The sequence below is a fragment of the Sphingorhabdus rigui genome (assembly GCF_014196595.1).
Classification (GTDB): domain Bacteria; phylum Pseudomonadota; class Alphaproteobacteria; order Sphingomonadales; family Sphingomonadaceae; genus Sphingorhabdus_B; species Sphingorhabdus_B rigui.
In genome coordinates this window covers 55816-72572 of record NZ_JACIEA010000004.1, presented here as the reverse complement: position 1 = coordinate 72572, position 16757 = coordinate 55816, and the positions used below count along the sequence as shown (strand labels likewise).

17 protein-coding genes are annotated in these 16757 nt (G+C 58.1%); 6 read left to right on the top strand and 11 right to left on the bottom strand.

Going from position 1 to position 16757, the window contains the following annotated elements:
* Positions 1-72 precede the first annotated feature (72 nt).
* Complete coding sequence (locus GGR91_RS11360) at positions 73-606, top strand: DUF4402 domain-containing protein (RefSeq protein ID WP_183942339.1); 534 nt, start codon at positions 73-75, stop codon at positions 604-606.
* On the opposite strand, the gene holA is transcribed toward GGR91_RS11360, so the two are convergent.
* From holA to GGR91_RS11340, 4 genes are read right to left on the bottom strand one after another with little or no spacing between them, the layout of a single operon-like run.
* The gene (gene holA, locus GGR91_RS11355; RefSeq protein WP_183942338.1) at positions 607-1629 is read right to left on the bottom strand and encodes a DNA polymerase III subunit delta; all 1023 of its coding nucleotides are present in this window, start codon (positions 1627-1629) and stop codon (positions 607-609) included.
* Complete coding sequence (gene lptE, locus GGR91_RS11350) at positions 1626-2114, bottom strand: LPS assembly lipoprotein LptE (RefSeq protein WP_183942337.1); 489 nt, start codon at positions 2112-2114, stop codon at positions 1626-1628. The genes holA and lptE overlap by 4 nt, the downstream gene beginning before the upstream one ends.
* Positions 2111-4636, bottom strand: coding sequence for a leucine--tRNA ligase (leuS, locus tag GGR91_RS11345; RefSeq protein ID WP_183942336.1), 2526 nt, complete (start codon positions 4634-4636; stop codon positions 2111-2113). Before leuS ends, lptE begins: the two co-directional genes overlap by 4 nt.
* Positions 4637-4641: 5 nt before the next feature.
* Positions 4642-5085: a DUF3576 domain-containing protein gene (locus tag GGR91_RS11340; RefSeq protein WP_183942335.1), complete on the bottom strand. Its 444-nt coding sequence runs from the start codon at positions 5083-5085 to the stop codon at positions 4642-4644.
* A 258-nt stretch (positions 5086-5343) separates the two neighbouring features.
* On the opposite strand from GGR91_RS11340, the gene GGR91_RS11335 reads away from it, so the two are divergent.
* Positions 5344-6093, top strand: a complete 750-nt coding sequence (locus GGR91_RS11335) for a hypothetical protein (protein ID WP_183942334.1) — start codon at positions 5344-5346, stop codon at positions 6091-6093.
* On the opposite strand, the gene GGR91_RS11330 is transcribed toward GGR91_RS11335, so the two are convergent.
* The gene (locus tag GGR91_RS11330; RefSeq protein ID WP_246337197.1) at positions 6090-6602 is read right to left on the bottom strand and encodes a thiamine phosphate synthase; all 513 of its coding nucleotides are present in this window, start codon (positions 6600-6602) and stop codon (positions 6090-6092) included. The genes GGR91_RS11335 and GGR91_RS11330 overlap by 4 nt on opposite strands.
* Before the next feature lie 59 nt (positions 6603-6661).
* Between GGR91_RS11330 and GGR91_RS11325 the strand changes: the two genes are divergently transcribed.
* A complete protein-coding gene (locus tag GGR91_RS11325; protein WP_183942332.1) occupies positions 6662-7348 on the top strand; it encodes a YggS family pyridoxal phosphate-dependent enzyme in 687 nt (228 codons plus the stop codon).
* On the opposite strand, the gene pdeM is transcribed toward GGR91_RS11325, so the two are convergent.
* The 6 genes from pdeM to GGR91_RS11295 all read right to left on the bottom strand — a co-directional run bounded on the left by pdeM (position 7319) and on the right by GGR91_RS11295 (position 14232).
* Entirely contained in the window at positions 7319-8014 is a 696-nt protein-coding gene (gene pdeM / locus GGR91_RS11320; RefSeq protein WP_183942331.1) for a ligase-associated DNA damage response endonuclease PdeM, read from the bottom strand. The two genes, GGR91_RS11325 and pdeM, sit on opposite strands and share 30 nt — an antisense overlap.
* 56 nt (positions 8015-8070) lie before the next feature.
* Positions 8071-8964: a retroviral-like aspartic protease family protein gene (locus tag GGR91_RS11315; protein ID WP_183942330.1), complete on the bottom strand. Its 894-nt coding sequence runs from the start codon at positions 8962-8964 to the stop codon at positions 8071-8073.
* A gap of 211 nt (positions 8965-9175) precedes the next feature.
* The gene (locus GGR91_RS11310) at positions 9176-11653 is read right to left on the bottom strand and encodes a ligase-associated DNA damage response DEXH box helicase (protein ID WP_183942329.1); all 2478 of its coding nucleotides are present in this window, start codon (positions 11651-11653) and stop codon (positions 9176-9178) included.
* The gene (gene pgmG, locus GGR91_RS11305) at positions 11601-12986 is read right to left on the bottom strand and encodes a phosphoglucomutase/phosphomannomutase PgmG (protein ID WP_183942328.1); all 1386 of its coding nucleotides are present in this window, start codon (positions 12984-12986) and stop codon (positions 11601-11603) included. The genes GGR91_RS11310 and pgmG overlap by 53 nt, the downstream gene beginning before the upstream one ends.
* Positions 12987-13036: 50 nt before the next feature.
* Positions 13037-13450 carry a J domain-containing protein gene (locus GGR91_RS11300; RefSeq protein WP_183942327.1) on the bottom strand — a complete coding sequence of 138 codons (414 nt, stop codon included), beginning with the start codon at positions 13448-13450 and terminating at the stop codon, positions 13037-13039.
* Positions 13450-14232: a division plane positioning ATPase MipZ gene (locus tag GGR91_RS11295; RefSeq protein WP_183942326.1), complete on the bottom strand. Its 783-nt coding sequence runs from the start codon at positions 14230-14232 to the stop codon at positions 13450-13452. Before GGR91_RS11295 ends, GGR91_RS11300 begins: the two co-directional genes overlap by 1 nt.
* A gap of 112 nt (positions 14233-14344) precedes the next feature.
* Between GGR91_RS11295 and panC the strand changes: the two genes are divergently transcribed.
* The 3 genes from panC to GGR91_RS11280 all read left to right on the top strand — a co-directional run bounded on the left by panC (position 14345) and on the right by GGR91_RS11280 (position 16751).
* Positions 14345-15184 carry a pantoate--beta-alanine ligase gene (panC, locus tag GGR91_RS11290; protein ID WP_183942325.1) on the top strand — a complete coding sequence of 280 codons (840 nt, stop codon included), beginning with the start codon at positions 14345-14347 and terminating at the stop codon, positions 15182-15184.
* A 111-nt stretch (positions 15185-15295) separates the two neighbouring features.
* Entirely contained in the window at positions 15296-15595 is a 300-nt protein-coding gene (locus GGR91_RS11285; RefSeq protein ID WP_183942324.1) for an SEL1-like repeat protein, read from the top strand.
* A gap of 172 nt (positions 15596-15767) precedes the next feature.
* Positions 15768-16751 (top strand): SDR family NAD(P)-dependent oxidoreductase, encoded by a 984-nt coding sequence (locus tag GGR91_RS11280; RefSeq protein ID WP_183942323.1) that lies wholly within the window; start codon positions 15768-15770, stop codon positions 16749-16751.
* The last annotated feature ends 6 nt before the right edge of the window (positions 16752-16757 follow it).

Sequence of the window (16757 nt, the reverse complement as noted above, 5' to 3'; positions counted from 1 at the left end):
CCTGTTTGCCATCGGGTTCAAGAGCCCAGTTTAACAGATATTTTACCATGTTTGACATATGCCATGCAGGCTATGACAGGACCTGGTCGTAAGCTACGCGCGTTGGGGGCGTTGGGGCTATTGCCGTTGCTGCTTGCGGCGGGTGAGGGAAGCTGTCTGCTGTGCGCAGGCGGCGGCGCGCCAACTGCATTGACCGAAACCGAACGCAGCGTGCCGATTTCCATCGAAATCACGACGAAATTGGACTTTAGCCGCGCAGCCTTGCCGGATTCGGGGGGCGGTCAAATCGAACTGGATCCGCAAAGCGGCAACAAACGCGTTGGTGGCGGCATGGTGGACTTGGGCGGAGCAGCTTTGGTCGGATCAGCTGTCGTTACCGGCGAGCCTGGACGTGCCGTTCGTATCGATATGCCCACAAGCGCGCGCATGAAATCGACCGCAGGCGGCGTTGTTGAAATCATTGGCTTACGCACTAGCCTGATGGGCGCGTCACGGCTTGATTCGACAGGGCGGCTGGCATTCTCGTTCGGGGGCACGTTGGTTGTGCGGGGAAACGTGTCGGGCACATTCCGCACGCGCATTCCCATTACCGCGCAATATCAGTAATCAGCCACGGCGCGATGCTGCACGCGCAATGCGGACAAGCTCTTCTTCCAAGATCGTGCCCGCCAGTCCATCGCGGACATGCATAAGCTTGGATTCCACCTCAAGCAGATGGCTGTTCAACCCCGCAAGCCGCACCGATGGCCAGCGCGCAAGTTGTTGCGCGTAGCTGTCTGCGTCTTTCCAGAATATCGAACGGGTCGCTTTTACAACGGCGCCGGGGTTCGAGCCATTGTCGACCTTTGCGCGCATAGCCGCGAGCAATGTCACCCGCCGCTGCATCGCACGGATGATGCGGATGGCATCCACCCCCATGTCGCGCGCGGCGACAAGTTCGCGCCCCGTCCCGCGCAAATCGCCGCCCATGACCTGATGGATGAGGCCATTGATATTTTCCTCGCCCGTTTCTGCGGACAAGGCTTCGAATATGGGGACCTCAACCGTCGCGGGGCGTTGCGGCGATGAATCATAATATAAGGACAGCTTTTCGATTTCAGCTTGCGCCAGTTTCCGGTCCTGACCCGTGTAGCGCGCAATCCGCGCGGCCAGCGGCCGGTCAATCTTCAACCCCATCGTGGCTGCGTACGCCATTACGGCGGCTGCAGCATCGCCTTCCTCTGGCATGTAACAAATATGCACCATCGCGCGCGGGTGGGCTTCGACAAGCTTGCGCAACTTGCTGGCCTTAGTCAGGTTGCCTGCGGTCGCGATGACCGGATTGGCGTCGCCTTCAAGGGTGAGCAGATTTTCGACGGCGGCAACACCTTCTTCCCGGCGGAAGTTCAGGCGGATGTGCCGCTTGTCGCCAAATAGCGAAAGCGCCGACGCCTCGTCCGCCAGAAGCGCGGGGTCATTGCGAATACGATCGCTGTCGATATCGATCCGTTCCGAACCCGTCAGCGCGGCGGACATCTGGGACGCGATATCAGCGGCGGCCGATTCATCCTGCCCGAAAATGAAAAACAGCCGGATCTCGGGACGTGTGCCGATGGCACTAATAAAGCTGCGTTCTTTGGCGTTGCTCATTCGCCGCGGGCGTAGATCGAAAGCCGGGTGACAATCTGATCCGCAACCTTCTGCGTCAGATTTTCCAGCGCGCTGTTTTCGCCAGCGATGGTGGCATATTCCGAACCGGCGACATCGATACCCGCGTCAGATCCCGCGGTTGCATCAAGCACGGTTTCACCGGTAGCGACCGAGATCAGTTGATAGCGTGCGCGCAATGTGCGCCGTTCACGCGTGACCGTATCGTCGGCACGCACGCCAAAGCCTTCAATCCGGTCATCAAGTGTGACGACCAAGCGGAATTGGGCGGCGTTGCTGTCTTGAGCGCTCAGTCGGTCCGTTAATGCATTACGCATCAACCAACCATTTTTGCCTTCGATCGGAGCGATCGATACCGAACCCAGCGTCGTTGCCACCGCGCCCTTTGATCCACCGCTGTATAAAGGCTGCAATCCGCATGCGGGCAGCATCAAAGCAAGCAAGATGGGGGCGATGAAACGGTTCATAGGACGATGTTGACCAACCTATCGGGCACGACGATGATTTTCCGGATATCGGCACCGTCAATGGCATGCTGAACTTTTTGGCTGGCAAGCGCAAGCGCCTCCACTTCGGTCTGAGGCAGTCCCTTGGCAACGGTCAGCGTATCGCGCAGCTTGCCCTTCACCTGAATGGCAATGGTCACTTCGTCTTCCACCAGCAGGTCAGGGTTGACCTGCGGCCAAGGTGCGTCGGCGATAAGGCCGCCGCCAGATGCCGCGCCAAGCTGCGTCCATGCTTCTTCGGCCAAATGCGGAACCATTGGCGCGGACAATGTGACGATCGTACGGATCGCTGTATCGCGGCTTGCCGAAGGCGCAGCCTTTTCAATGGCATTGGCAAGGTCGTAGATTTTTGCCACCGCCTTGTTGAACGCGAGCGCTTCGATGTCTGTGCCGACGCCGGCAATGATCTGGTGCGTTTTGCGGTCCAGCGCCTTGTCGACACCTTCAGCGCCGCTGACCTGACTTGTCAGACGCCACAGGCGCTGCACAAAGCGCCAGCAACCCTCAATCCCCGCTTCGGACCATTCCAGATCGCGTTCGGGCGGGCTGTCGGACAGCATGAACCAGCGCACGGCATCGGCACCATATTGGTCGACAATATCATCGGGATCGACGACATTCTTTTTGGATTTCGACATCTTTTCGATACGACCTGCGACCGCAGGGGCACCGCTATCGATGATGGTCCAGATGTCGCCTTCACGCCGCACCTGATCAGGGCTCAGCCATGTTCCATTGGCATCCTGATAGGTTTGGTGCGTCACCATGCCTTGCGTAAACAAAGACGCGAACGGCTCTTTCACATCGATCATGCCGATATGACTGAGCGCACGCGTCCAGAAACGGGCGTAGAGCAAATGCAAAATCGCGTGTTCGACACCGCCAATATATTGATCAACCGGCAGCCATTTTTCGGCAGCCGCACGGTCAAAGGGCTTGTCATGCGGCTGGCTTGCAAAGCGGATGAAGTACCAGCTTGAGTCGACAAACGTATCAAGCGTATCGGTCTCGCGGCGCGCCTCTTGATGGCATTTGGGGCAGTCGACCTTGCTCCAAGTCGGGTGACGATCCAGCGGGTTGCCGGGGATGTCAAAGCTGACGTCTTCGGGCAATTTTACAGGCAACTGGTCATACGGCACGGGGACTGCGCCACATGCCGGACAATGGATGATCGGGATTGGCGTGCCCCAATAACGCTGGCGCGAAACGCCCCAGTCGCGCAGGCGATATTGCGTTTGGCCTTGGCCCCAGCCTTCTTTCTCGGCCTTTGCGATCACATCCGCTTTCGCTTGATCGACGGTCATACCGTTCATCCAGTGCGAATTCACGATGAGGCCGGGGTTGGTGTAGGCGACATTTCCTTCAAAATGGCTGTCGGTCAAATCGCCATCGGCCACGACGCGGGTAACGGGCAAATGATATTTGCGCGCGAAATCAAGGTCGCGTTGGTCATGTGCTGGGCAGCCAAAGACCGCACCCGTGCCGTAATCCATCAATACAAAATTGGCGACATAAACGGGCAAATGCCAGCTTGGATCCAGCGGGTGCTCAACGGTCAGGCCCGTATTGAAGCCAAGCTTTTCAGCGGTTTCAATATCGGCCGCTGTCGTCCCGCCTTTGCGGCATTCCGCGATAAAATCCTGCAAATCAGGCGCGTTGGCTGCCAGCTTTTGCGCAACTGGATGGTCTGCGGCAATGGCAATGAAGCTTGCGCCGAACATGGTATCGGGGCGCGTGGTAAACACATCAATGCCGTCGTCACCGCCCGGAAAGCGGAACCGGCATTTCAGGCCCTGCGATTTGCCAATCCAGTTTTCCTGCATCAACCGCACCTTGTCGGGCCATTGGTCAAGCGACCCGAGGCCAACGAGCAATTCTTCTGCAAAGTCGGTAATTTTCAAAAACCACTGGCTCAGCTTGCGGCGCTCAACAGGTGCACCTGATCGCCAACCCTTGCCGTCGATTACTTGCTCATTGGCAAGCACCGTCATGTCGACAGGGTCCCAGTTCACGGCGGACTCTTTGCGGTAGACGAGGCCAGCGGCATACAGCTTCAGGAACAATGCCTGTTCATGCCCGTAATATTCAGGTTCACAGGTCGCAAGTTCGCGGGTCCAATCAATTGCAAAGCCAAGCCGCTTCAGCTGCGCTTTCATGTTCGCAATATTGTCGCGTGTCCAACTGCCGGGGTGGACCTTTTTCTCCATCGCCGCATTTTCCGCAGGCATGCCAAAGGCGTCCCAGCCCATGGGGTGCAGCACTTCATGTCCGGTCATGCGCTTATACCGCGCTAACACGTCACCCATGGTGTAGTTACGCACATGGCCAATATGGATACGGCCCGATGGATAGGGAAACATTTCCAGGACATAGGCACGTGGCTTTGTCGAGTTATCGTCCGCAACAAAGCTGCTGCGTTCTTCCCAAATCTTTTGCCACCGCGCGTCGGCGACGTGCGGGTTAAAACGCTCAACATTCGTCATAACAATTATCCGGTGATTGAAGACCGGCGAAGGTCACGCGCCTTGGTAAGAATGACCGCCTCAAGCTTTTGAACGGTTGCGGCACGCAGCGGCGCTGCGACCCACTGGCCATTTTGCAAAACTTCGCGGCTGCCGGCGACGCGCAATGCGTCGGCACGCAAATCCTGATCAAGGATTGAAATGGTCAGCTTAACGCGCTCGCCAGGGCTTTGCGGGTTCACATACCAGTCCGTAACAATGACACCGCCCGACGAGTCGGTTTGCAGCAACGGCATGAAGGACAAGGCATCAAGCGATGCGCGCCACAGATAGCTGTTTACGCCGATTGTGGTGACCTGGCTGGCCGCGAGATCCGCCTTTGGACGCTCCCTTCCGCCACAGCCGGACAGCAGCCCCAAGCTTAACAGGCTGCCGGTCGCAATAATGAGTGCCAAGCGGTTGGTGCGCATAAAATGTCCTTGAACTATGAATATCTGAAACCTCTATAGCGGCTTGCTGTCCGGAGCAAGCTTTCTGGCTGCTGAACGGCGCGCAATTAATGCTGCGCTCATCTTCGGCCAGCTATGTGCCAGCTAAGTGATTGTGGACATCATGCAACATTTGATCAAAAATCACGTTATTCGAACGATAAAATGGATAGGCCCCTTTTGAATCCCCAAAAGCAGGCGTATACCGTTCGGAGACAGGAGAGTCGGTGAACGAGTATCATGGACGTGAAGCGGGCATATAAGCGGAAATACGCGACGATTGCGGCAGCATTGCTAGCAACGGTTTCGCTCGCGGTGTCGCCTCTTGTTGTTCCTGCTTTTGCTGCAAAGACTTTGTCTGAAGAGCCGTCGGCTGGACCAAGCTGGATTTCGATGTTCACGCCTGCGGGTGGTGACAGTGTTTTGGCACAGAAATTCTCGGCGGCCCGCATTGAACCCAATGCGCGTTTCCCATTTACGCCCGCAAATGTCGGTGACAGCCGTACCATTACCGTCGCAGCGCGCGCAAATTCGCGTTTGACCGCTGGTGCCGTTTCCATTCGCAATGCGCTGGCATCCAGTGAAGTCGGTGCGGGCAAGGGCCTTCGTCTTTCGGCGGTGGACTATCGTTTGACGGCATCAAAGGGCTGGCAAGGTTTTGCATTGCCTGCCGCACAACGTCGCGCAGTCAAGGCACCCTTGAGCGAACTTGGAAAAAGCAGCTTCTCGCTGGATGAAACCGCACGCAAACCGAGCAAGTTCAGCACCAATATCAAATTGGACCAGAGCCGCGAATTGGCACCGCCAGCACGCGGCAGCTCGGCGTCGGGCGATTACAAGCTTGATGTGGGCGGAAGCTTTTCAATCAGCCGTAAAATCGACGTGACCGCAGGTGTTCGTTACGCCAGCGAAAATGACCGCGTCATTCCGCTGGCTGACAACCGCAAGGACAGCGAAGCTGTCTATGTCGGAACCAAAATCCGCTTCTAAGCGGTCCTTTTCTTAAAAGCATCAATCGCCGCCCAACCGTGGATAAACCGCGGGGAAAGCATCTGTGCGTTTCGGCGGTTCATGCCGCCCAGGGCGATGATGCGGCTCGATGACACCAGCTTTGCGAGCCGGTTAAAGGCTAATGGCCCAAGCGGTCGTGCGCCGGGGTGACTGTTGGTGACGAAAATAGGCGATAGGAACAACAGGTCTGGGTGCGCTGCCTTTACGCCTGCAATTTCACGCGCATCATGGACTGGCGCGCTGTGCAGCAATCGCGACGCACGAGGGCTTCTTTGGTGAAACCCATCGGCGCGCCAGCGCATCGCCGTCCGCTCGTCCCCCGCCAGCAGCAGAACATGCCCGCGCCGCCGGCACATGCGCATGACCTGCCCGAACAGAAATTTTCGTGCCGGCACGTCCAAATGATAATGCCGGAAGATGACGCCCGATCGTGCGGGCAGCCGTTGAATGGCGGGCAACAGATCATCCCCCAGACGTTCGTCGGTCATCAGCCAGATCTTCGGCAGGGGGTGGCTTCGCGGCATAGTTCTGCCTATAGCGTCGCGGTATGCAGGAAGCGACACCAGAAACATCCACCGGCCCTTTGGCCGCAATCCGTGAACGCATGGCGGCCGCCGCCAAGATGGCGCGGCGTGCGCCCGAAGACATCCATCTGATTGCCGTGTCGAAAACCCGCGCCGCAGAGGATATTGAGCCGCTCATTCACGAAGGCCAAATGCTCTTCGGTGAAAACCGCGTTCAGGAAGCGGCTACCAAATGGCCCGCGTTGAAGCAGCGCCACCCCGGCGTGCAATTGCATCTGATCGGGCAGCTTCAATCCAACAAGGCCGACGAAGCGGTCGCCTTGTTCGATATGATCCATTCGGTTGACCGGCTTTCGCTGGTTATGGCGCTTGGCAAGGCGATGGAAAAGCAGGCGCGTTATATCCCGTGCTTCATTCAAGTGAACATCGGCGCTGAAGAGCAAAAGGGTGGCTGCGCGGTTTCGGAATTGCCCGCATTGATTGCGGCCGCAAAGGACAGCGGCGTTCCATTGGCGGGGCTGATGTGCATACCGCCAGCGTCGATTGAGGCCGCGCCATTTTTTGCATTGCTGGCCGAATTGGCGGCGCTTCATAATTTGCCGCAACTGAGCATGGGCATGTCTGAAGATTTCGACACCGCGATCATGATGGGCGCGACCTATGTCCGCGTTGGCACAGCCTTATTTGGCGCGCGCAGCAGCCCCGTTTAAGGCAAAGCGCGCATAGCCCGCCTTGGTCGCGACCAAGGCTTCCACTGTCTCGCCATCCGCCACGTCGCAGGCGCGCATAATCGCGCTGTCCTGCACATCCAGTCCGCCGGTGAGCGCGCCAAATGCGGGCATGATGATTTTGCGCGCAGTTTTGACAAAGCACCGCCGCGTCACCATGCGGCCACGCAAGACCTGACGGAATTTGGGATGGAAATGCCCTGAAATTTCGGGATTGGGATCACCGCGTTGCGCTTCGTGCCGAAATGTGATGCCTGACAGGCATATTTCGTCGTGCGTTTTGCCGCCCCAGATACCCGAAACCGCGCGGTCGTGGTTCCCTGTGATCCAGAGCCATTCGGTATCGCAGGCCAAGTCGACCAACAATGCCGCCGCTGATTCTGCCAGACGCGCCTCTCCATCATCGTCGTGGAAATTATCGCCCAAGGATATGATTTTGGCTGGCCTATATTTGGTGCAGAGCGCCGCAATGTCCTCAAGCGTTGCGATGCTGTCATAAGGCGGCAGCATCTGGCCATTTAAGGCATAAGCGCTGGCTTTTTCCAAATGCAGATCGGATACCAGCAGCGCATTTTGGGCAGGCCAATATAAGGCGGCCTCTCCGGCAACCTCAAATGACTGACCCCCAAATTCAAAAGCATACGACATCGTCTGCGGCTATGCGGATTGTCCATCTGTGGCGCAAGCCGTTGTGGGCTGTATTCCTATAATGCGAGAGCCACTCGCGTTCGTGGCTCCAGCGAAACGCCCTTCGGCGGATCGAAACCCACACGCCGGTTGCTGAAATCAATCAGCACGCGGTCAAACAGTTTCAGCGCGTCCATGCCGAGCAGGATCGCTGGCCGATCCTGAAGGTTAAGCGCCGTGAACGCGTAATTGTCGGCGAAGGTCATCGGCATATCTTTAATGATCAGCCCGCCGACCTCAATTTCGCGAATTTGGGTATAGTCACCGTTCAGGATCGTCCCTGTTACACTGCGCATCTTCACCGGAATGAAGTCAAAGACGCGATGTCGCCGGCGCAGCTTATCGCGAAGGGCGACATTCGCCATGCTGCTTTGCGCGCCGGTATCCAGAATGATGTCGACCTTAATGCCATCAATCCGCGCGCTCGATAATATCATTCGGCCCGCTTTGCGCCGCGCCTGCACGACAATCATGCCATTTTCGAGCTTTGTCTTGCCGCGCGTTTTGCGCGACGGCAGCACATCCATTGTCTGCTGTACGAAATCGAGATGCACCCGATTATCCTCCAGACTGTCGATACCCAACAGCCCATATGCGCCAAGGTTTGCGCGTTCCAGACCAGGTGCCTCAACGCCCTGCAGGTTAACGGACGCCGTGGAAATGCTGTCGATGAAGAAGCTGTTGACCTGATACCGTCCCGATATCGTCGCGAGCGTGAGGGTGGGGCCTGCCTCCAACGCCAGTTTGCGCGCGAGGTCATTGGCAATGACGGTCCGTTCTGCGCCGGTATCGACGATGAAGGGGACGGCGTCGCTGCCGTTCACACGCACCTGCACCGTCATCCGGTTGCTACGGTCAATGCCGAACTCTTCGGTGATGGCGGCAACATCCGATGCAGTATCCGGCGTCACCTGAGGCAGCTCCTGCGCGATTGCCGATGTGCTTAAAAATAGACTTATGAATCCAAGCGCGCTGCGTTGCATTTCAAATCTCCAATGCCGCCACAATACGCCTCTTTGCGCACAGCGACAAGGCATGGCCCGTCGAACCGAATCCGCCTTTTGTCGAAGGGCGCCTGTCTGCTGGTCACCCTTCGACGCAGCTCAGGGCTACGGTTTCTTTTTACGGCGTCATCGCAATGTCGGCGAGGCTTTCGGCCTCCATCAACAAAGCGTCATCAACCGACCCCTGCGCCACACTCTCGCGGCCAATCATCACCAGCAACGGCACGGCGAGCGGGCTGACGCGTTCAAGGTCGACATGCAGCATCGTATCGGCGGCGCGGTCCAACAAATCACCGAGCCGTCCGACGTCGGTCAACCGCGTGCGCGCATCGGCCCACGCCGCCTCAAGCAACAGGTGGTCGGGTTCATATTTGCGCAGCACATCGTAGATGAGGTCAGTGGAAAAGGTCACCTGCTTGCCCGTTTTGCGCTTGCCGGGATGCTGCCGTTCGACAAGGCCACTGATCACCGCGACCTCGCGAAAGGCGCGCTTCAATAAATAGCTTGATTCCACCCACTCGGTGAATTCATCCGCCAAAATGTCGGAGGAGAAAAGCGGCCGTGGGTCCGTGATGGGCTTCAGGCTCCAGACTCCCAAGGCATAATCGCTCGCGACAAAGCCCATGGGCATCAGGCCACGGCTTTCCATGCGGCGGGTGATCAGCATGCCGAGCGACTGGTGCGCGTTCCAACCTTCAAACGGATAGGTCACCATATAATGACGTTTGTCGTGCGGGAATGTCTCGACGAGAAGCTGGCCGGGCTTGGGCATCTGGCTGCGATAGGCCTGCATCTCCAACCACTCGCGCACTTCGTCGGGAAAGCGCGCCCAGCCTGCGCGATCGGTCAACATCTGCCGCACCCTGTCCGCCAGATGCGTGGTGAGCGGCAGGCGCGCACCCATATAGCTTGGGATGTTGGTTGCAGGCTTCGTCGCGGCGCGGACAATGAGGTCGAGGTCCTTGATGGATTCCACCTCAAGCGCCATGCCGGCAAAGGTAAACGTGTTACCGGGGCTGAGCGTCGAGGCGAAGGATTCTTCCACCTTGCCCAACTTGCGGCCATTGCGGAAACGGATTTCGAGCATCGGCGCATCGACAATGATGCCGGCATTAAACCGGTGCTGCGCGGCAAATTGCGGGTGCGACAGCCGCCACCTGCCGTCGGGATCTTTGACCAGTTTCTTGAACCGGTCATAGGCGCGCAACGCATAGCCGCCCGTCGCGACAAAGGCGATGACGCGGGCAAAGGTCGCGGCATCCATCGCGGAATAGGGCAGGGCAGATTGCACCTCCGCCAGCAACCGTTCCTCGTCAAACGGACCCGCGCAGGCAATGCCCATGACATGTTGCGCCAAGACGTCATAGCTCCCGGGGCGGAAGGTTTCCCCATCGCGCACACCTTCGGCCACCGCGTCATAGGCGGCCTGTGCCTCCAGATATTCAAAGCGGTTGCCGGGGACGAGGATGGCCTTGGATGGCTCGTCCATCCGGTGGTTCGACCGGCCAATCCGTTGCAGCAGCCGTGACGATCCCTTGGGCGCGCCCATTTGAATGACGCAATCGACATCGCCCCAGTCGACACCCAGATCGAGTGAGGCCGTACATACCAACGCGCGCAGCTTGCCGTCGGCCATTGCGCCTTCGACCTTGCGCCGTGCCTCAATCGACAGCGAGCCATGGTGAATGCCGATGGCATATTTGGGCTCATTCGCGTCCCATAATTTCTGGAAGATGAACTCGGCGAGGAAGCGCGTGTTGCAGAATATCAGCGTGATTTTGTTGCGGCCAATTTCGTCGATCAACTGCGGTATCGCATGATGCCCGCTGTGCCCCGCCCATGGCACGCGGCCTTCGGGAAGGAGGATGTTTAGGTCTGGCTCTGCCGCTGCCGCGCCTTCGACCAAACGCACTTGGTCAATGTCACCATAAGGCGCGAGCCACGCGCGATAATCATCGGGGTCGGCAACGGTGGCGGAGAGGGCAACGCGCTGCAGATCGGGTGCGAGTGTTTGCAGACGGGCAAGCGACAGGCTGAGCAAGTCGCCGCGCTTGCCATTGGCGAAGGCATGCACTTCATCGATGATGACCCGCTTGAGCGTGGAAAACATATGCACGCTGTCTTCGTGGCTGAGCAGCAGCGACAATGATTCGGGCGTAGTTAGCAATATATGCGGCGGCTTTACCCGTTGCCGCGCCTTGCGGTCCGGTGGCGTATCGCCCGTGCGCGCCTCGACGCGGATGGGCAGGCCCATCTCCTCGATGGGCATCAAAAGATTGCGCCGGACATCGACCGCAAGCGCCTTGAGCGGAGAGATGTAGAGCGTGTGTAGCCCGTCGGCGGGATCGGTAATCAGGTCGCTCAGGCTGGGTAAAAATCCCGCCAGCGTCTTGCCGGCGCCCGTCGCGGCCACGAGCAGCGCATGCCGCCCCTCACGCGCGGCCTCCAGCATCTCCAACTGATGCCGCCGCGGCGTCCATTCGCGCGCAGCGAACCAGTCAAGGATGATGGAGGGTAAAGTCGCGGGCAAAGTCACAAGGGGCTTAATGCCCGACAGTTTCCCCGCGTTCCAGTCCCGATGCCGCCAATTGCGCATCAATCTGCGCCATCAGCCGTTCGAGGCCTTTCTCGCTTGATGCTTCGGCGCGCGCGACCAACACGTCCTGCGTGTTTGATGCACGCAGCAACCACCAGCCATCGGGCGTGTTCACGCGCGCGCCGTCGGTGTTGTTAACGTCGGCGCCGTCTGCCGAAAGCCGCGCGAGAACTTCGTCGATCACCGCGAACTTGCGGGTCTCATCGACTTGAAAACGCATTTCGGGGGTGTTGATCATCACGGGCATATCGCCGCGCAGTTCAGTGACGCTTTTGCCGAGCTTGGCCGACGCCGCCATTAAACGCACCGCCGCGTAAATCGCGTCATCAAAGCCATAATATTCATGCTTGAAGAAGATGTGACCAGACATCTCACCCGCCAAAGGCGATCCGGTTTCCTTCATTTTGGACTTAATCAGGCTGTGGCCGGTTTTCCACATCAGCGGCTGCCCGCCAAGTTGCTCCACGCGGTCAAATAGTGCCTGTGATGCCTTCACATCGGCGATAATCGTAGCGCCCGGGACATCGCCCAGCACGTCTTCGGCGTAGATCTGAAGCAATTGGTCGCCCCAGATAACGCGCCCCTCGCCGTCAATCGCACCAATGCGGTCGCCATCGCCGTCAAAAGCCACTCCGAAATCGAGCCGCTTTTCCGCGACAAGCTTTTGCAAATCGACCAGATTTACAGGGTCGGTGGGGTCGGGATGATGATTGGGAAACTGGCCATCCACATCCACAAACAAAAGATGGTGCTCACCGGGTAACATCTTGACCAGCTTTTCGATTGCCGGTCCCGCCGCCCCGTTGCCTGCGTCCCAACCGATGCGAAATGCCTTTTGCGGCGCCGCCTCGGCAACGCGGGCGACATATTGGTCAAGGATATCCAGATGCTCGGAAGTACCCTCACCGTCGGTCCAATCCCCTGCCGCCGCCATGCTGCCCAGCTTTTGGATATCCGCACCGAAAAACGGTTTCCCCATGAGGACCATTTTGAAGCCATTATAATTGGCTGGATTATGGCTGCCGGTTATTTCAATGCCGCCGTCTACGTCGTCCAGAACGGCTTCGGCATAATATAGCATGGGCGTTGGCCCCATGCCGATACGCACAACGTCCACACCGCTGTCGTTCAATCCCTTGACCAGCGCTTCTTCAAGCATAGGCGAGCTGACGCGGCCGTCATAACCCACCGCGGCCTTTTTACCGCCGGCGCGGACCAGGCAGGTGCCGAAGCCACGACCAATGGCATAGGCATCATCCGCGCCAAGCGTTTCACCAATAATCCCGCGAATGTCATATTCACGCAGCGAGGTCGGGTGGAAATTATGTGTCATGGAGTGCCTATTTTGGGAGATAATCTTATAATTACAGTATAGTTTATTATTTACAGTCTTTTCTTGTTCAAGTCATCTAACAAAAGATCGCGGGCTTTGTTCAACGCGGCGGCCTGTGCATCGCTGCCGCCTGCGTCCGGATGGTTTTGCGCAATCAAGGCGCGATGCCGCTCGCGAATGCGTTCGGCAGGATCAAAACGGGAAACACCAAGCAGAACACGGGCCGCATCAAGCGCTGCCGCGTCATTGTCTTTCCCGCCTTTGCCCAGCCGCCGCCACGTCATCCCGCGATACCACGCCGCAGCAATCGCGATGGCGCCGAGCCCAGGCAGTAGGCTGCCGCGTGCGGCCAAAAAGGCACCGCCAATCCCCAGCAATATCGGCGGAAGCTGCTGCGACTGCAGCTTTTTCGTCCACACCGCCCACGCCAGCGCGGCGATAATCAGGAGCCCAAGAAAGGCCATTAAACGAGCGTGGCACCCTGCAGATCGGGAAGCGCGAGGCCTGTCACAAGTTCGCGCAATTCCTGACGTGCCGCAATATGCGCAGTCGCCAACTGCCCCAAATGGCCCTTGTCGATCAGCGTCAGTCCCGACGGGAAAAGCTCACGATAAATGACGCGTTCGTTCAAGCCCGGCACGGACCGGAAACCCACACGCTTCGACAATTCGGCAATGGCATTGGTCATGCGCTGCTGGTTGCGCGCCTCCATATTGTGCAGCCGGTTGCGCACGACGATCCAGTCGATCGTGACACCGTCGGTCTTGGCCCGCTCCTTGCGCGCCTCCCAGATGAGCTCGGCATAGAAGCTCAATTTGCGCACTTTGAAGTTTTCGGCATCGACTTGGCCGATGAGGTCAAAGTCTACAAAGCTGTCGTTGATCGGGGTCACGAGCGTATTTGCGCGTGTGGCGACGAGGCGGGCATATTTGTCATCGCGGCCGGGCGTGTCAAAGATCAGGAAATCATTTTCGGCACCCAGTCGTTCGACTTGCCGGTCAAGTGTCGCCTGCGAATCATGCTCAAACACTTCAAACACGGGCATGGGCAGGCTGATGCGACGCCGCGCAATCGTGTCGCGCCGGTTTTCGAGGTAACGAAACAATGTCCGCTGGCGTGAATCAAGGTCAATACATGCCACCCGCGCGCCGCGCGCTGCCAGGGCAATGGCGACATGCACCGCCGTCGTCGACTTACCCGTTCCGCCCTTTTCATTAGCGAAAACAATGTGATGTGCCTTGGCCATATTCCCCCAGATTTGTCCTAAATATCTTGCGCCCGACATTTGCCTTGAAATGTCGCCACGCCGTCCCGCATAGGCGGGTTCACTTAAAGCCATTAAACAAGGCCGCCGACACGTGCAAACCATCAATCAACTTGCTTCATTACGGCACAATGTGTCCCTCTTGCGAGAAGAGGGCGCACGCATTGCGCTCGTCCCGACCATGGGGGCATTACATGACGGGCATATGGCATTGGTCGATAATGCACGGCGCCATGCCGACGCGGTGGTGGTGTCTATATTTGTAAACCCGACCCAATTCGGCCCGAATGAAGATCTCGACGCCTATCCACGCACCTTTGAACGTGATACAGAACTTTTGCGTGCCGCAGGTGTCGACATCTTATGGGCACCCACCGCCGCGACAGTCTATCCGCAGGGTTTTGCGACCAAATTGCATGTCGATGGCCCAAGCCGCGGATATTGCGGCGGCGCCCGCCCGGGGCATTTTGACGGTGTCGCGCTCGTTGTCGCGAAATTGTTCAATCAGGTTCAGCCCGATGTCGCACTGTTTGGCGAGAAGGATTTTCAGCAACTCGCGGTCATCCGCCAAATGGCGCGCGATCTCGATTTCAATCTGGAGATATTGGGCGTCCCGATCGTGCGTGACGCAGACGGCCTCGCACTATCGTCGCGCAACGCATATCTGACGCCCGAACAAAGGGCGGCGGCATTGGCCTTGCCAAGGGCATTGGAAGACGTCGCGCGCGATATTCGCGGCGGCAAAGCTGTCGCCGACACGCTTGCCGCCGCGACCGCAAAAATATTGGCGGGTGGCTTTGATGCGGTGGACTATTTCGCGCTCGCCGACGCGGTGACGCTTGAGGAACTGCACGCCTTTGACGGCCGCGACGCGAGGCTGCTCGCGGCCGCAAAGATCGGCAAGACCCGCCTTATTGATAATCTGGCGATGTAGCGCGCACGCTTTATCCGCCAGTCCGAATGCAGTTTTCACGTTTTGCGTTAACCATTTGTTATCCATGTTCGGTGAGATTGGCCCCACACAATAGAACTGGGGGCAGTAATCATGGCGAACAGTTTCAAAAGCGCGAATTTCCTGATGGGAAGCCGCTTGGCCGATGCTGCACGCGGCGACGCGGACGCATTACTTGACTTGGGCATGGCCTATTCTAGCGGAAGCGGCGGTGTCGAAGTCGACCTGATTGAGGCGCACAAATGGTTCAATCTCGCGGCCCTGAATGGCAGCGAAGAGGCAACAATGTGCCGTGCTGATATCTCCGACGAGATGACCGCGCGCGAAATCGCAGAGGCACAGCGCCAGGCGCGTGCATGGCTGCAGGCAACGGATCAGCGCCGCGCCGCCTGACTTGCGTTGCCGACAAGAACCATTCTTCAAGGTAATTTTTTCTAAGCGACCACATTGACATCACCAATGTTGCGTCAGCACCGTTCGGTGTTAAGGCGTTCGGCATGGGGCGACAAGCCAGGTGCTTTCCACGCCCGCTCATTTGCTTTGATGCATAAGGACGTTTTGTGAAATGCCGGCACCGATACTCGTAACAGGCGCAGCCGGTTTCATTGGCCACGCCGTGGCGCATCGATTGCTGGCGCGTGGTGAGCATGTCATTGGCGTCGACATCGTCAATGACTATTACGACCCCGCACTGAAAGAGGCGCGCCTCGCGACCTTTGCCGGCATCAACAGCTTCGCATTTGAACGTATCGACATTGCCGACGCCGCACAAATGGCCGCGCTTGTGCGCGACAACAATATCGTGCGCGTGGTCCATTTGGCGGCGCAGGCGGGCGTGCGGTACAGTATTGAAAACCCCTTCGCCTATGAACGTTCAAATCTTGCGGGCCACCTCTCGGTAATGGAAGCGTGCCGCCATGCGGAGGGTTTCGAGCATCTGGTCTATGCCTCTTCAAGTTCAGTCTACGGCGACAAGCCGATGGGCGGAGAGGGCTTCAAGGAAGATGAGCCCGCCAACGATCCCGTGTCACTATATGCCGCGACCAAACGCGCGTGTGAGTTGATGAGCCAGTCCTACGCCAAATTATACGGCTTCCCGCAAACGGGCCTGCGGTTCTTTACGGTCTACGGCCCGTGGGGGCGCCCCGACATGGCCTATTTCAGCTTCACGCAGAAAATCCTCAAAGGTGAGGCTATTGAAGTCTATGGCGACGGGAAGATGGCACGCGATTTCACCTATATTGATGACATTGTCGACGGGATCATTGGCGCGCTCGATAATCCGCCTGCGCGCGGCGAACACCGCGTGCTCAACATTGGCGACAGCCATCCGGTTGGCCTGATGGAAATGATCGAAACACTTGAGAAAGCCATTGGGCATGAGGCCGTTAAAGTGATGCGCCCCATGCAGCCGGGCGATGTCACGGCGACCTATGCCGACGTGTCAAAGCTGCACGCATTGACGGGCTATAAGCCCAAGGTGATGCTGGCCGAGGGTCTGGAAAAATTTGCCGCGTGGTACCGCGAATATTACCGCGTCGCGCCGTAGCGGCGG

Excerpts from the sequence above, each read along its gene's own strand:
- GGR91_RS11300 (WP_183942327.1), bottom strand. The coding sequence starts at position 13,450 with ATGGCCTTTCTTGGGCTCCTGATTATCGCCGCGCTGGCGTGGGCGGTG.
- GGR91_RS11360 (WP_183942339.1), top strand. The coding sequence starts at position 73 with ATGACAGGACCTGGTCGTAAGCTACGCGCGTTGGGGGCGTTGGGGCTA.
- holA (WP_183942338.1), bottom strand. The coding sequence starts at position 1,629 with ATGAGCAACGCCAAAGAACGCAGCTTTATTAGTGCCATCGGCACACGT.
- GGR91_RS11325 (WP_183942332.1), top strand. The coding sequence starts at position 6,662 with ATGCAGGAAGCGACACCAGAAACATCCACCGGCCCTTTGGCCGCAATC.
- GGR91_RS11340 (WP_183942335.1), bottom strand. The coding sequence starts at position 5,085 with ATGCGCACCAACCGCTTGGCACTCATTATTGCGACCGGCAGCCTGTTA.
- GGR91_RS11285 (WP_183942324.1), top strand. The coding sequence starts at position 15,296 with ATGGCGAACAGTTTCAAAAGCGCGAATTTCCTGATGGGAAGCCGCTTG.
- lptE (WP_183942337.1), bottom strand. The coding sequence starts at position 2,114 with ATGAACCGTTTCATCGCCCCCATCTTGCTTGCTTTGATGCTGCCCGCA.
- pgmG (WP_183942328.1), bottom strand. The coding sequence starts at position 12,986 with ATGACACATAATTTCCACCCGACCTCGCTGCGTGAATATGACATTCGC.
- leuS (WP_183942336.1), bottom strand. The coding sequence starts at position 4,636 with ATGACGAATGTTGAGCGTTTTAACCCGCACGTCGCCGACGCGCGGTGG.
- GGR91_RS11280 (WP_183942323.1), top strand. The coding sequence starts at position 15,768 with ATGCCGGCACCGATACTCGTAACAGGCGCAGCCGGTTTCATTGGCCAC.
- GGR91_RS11330 (WP_246337197.1), bottom strand. The coding sequence starts at position 6,602 with ATGACCGACGAACGTCTGGGGGATGATCTGTTGCCCGCCATTCAACGG.
- pdeM (WP_183942331.1), bottom strand. The coding sequence starts at position 8,014 with ATGTCGTATGCTTTTGAATTTGGGGGTCAGTCATTTGAGGTTGCCGGA.
- GGR91_RS11335 (WP_183942334.1), top strand. The coding sequence starts at position 5,344 with ATGGACGTGAAGCGGGCATATAAGCGGAAATACGCGACGATTGCGGCA.
- GGR91_RS11310 (WP_183942329.1), bottom strand. The coding sequence starts at position 11,653 with ATGCGCAATTGGCGGCATCGGGACTGGAACGCGGGGAAACTGTCGGGC.
- GGR91_RS11295 (WP_183942326.1), bottom strand. The coding sequence starts at position 14,232 with ATGGCCAAGGCACATCACATTGTTTTCGCTAATGAAAAGGGCGGAACG.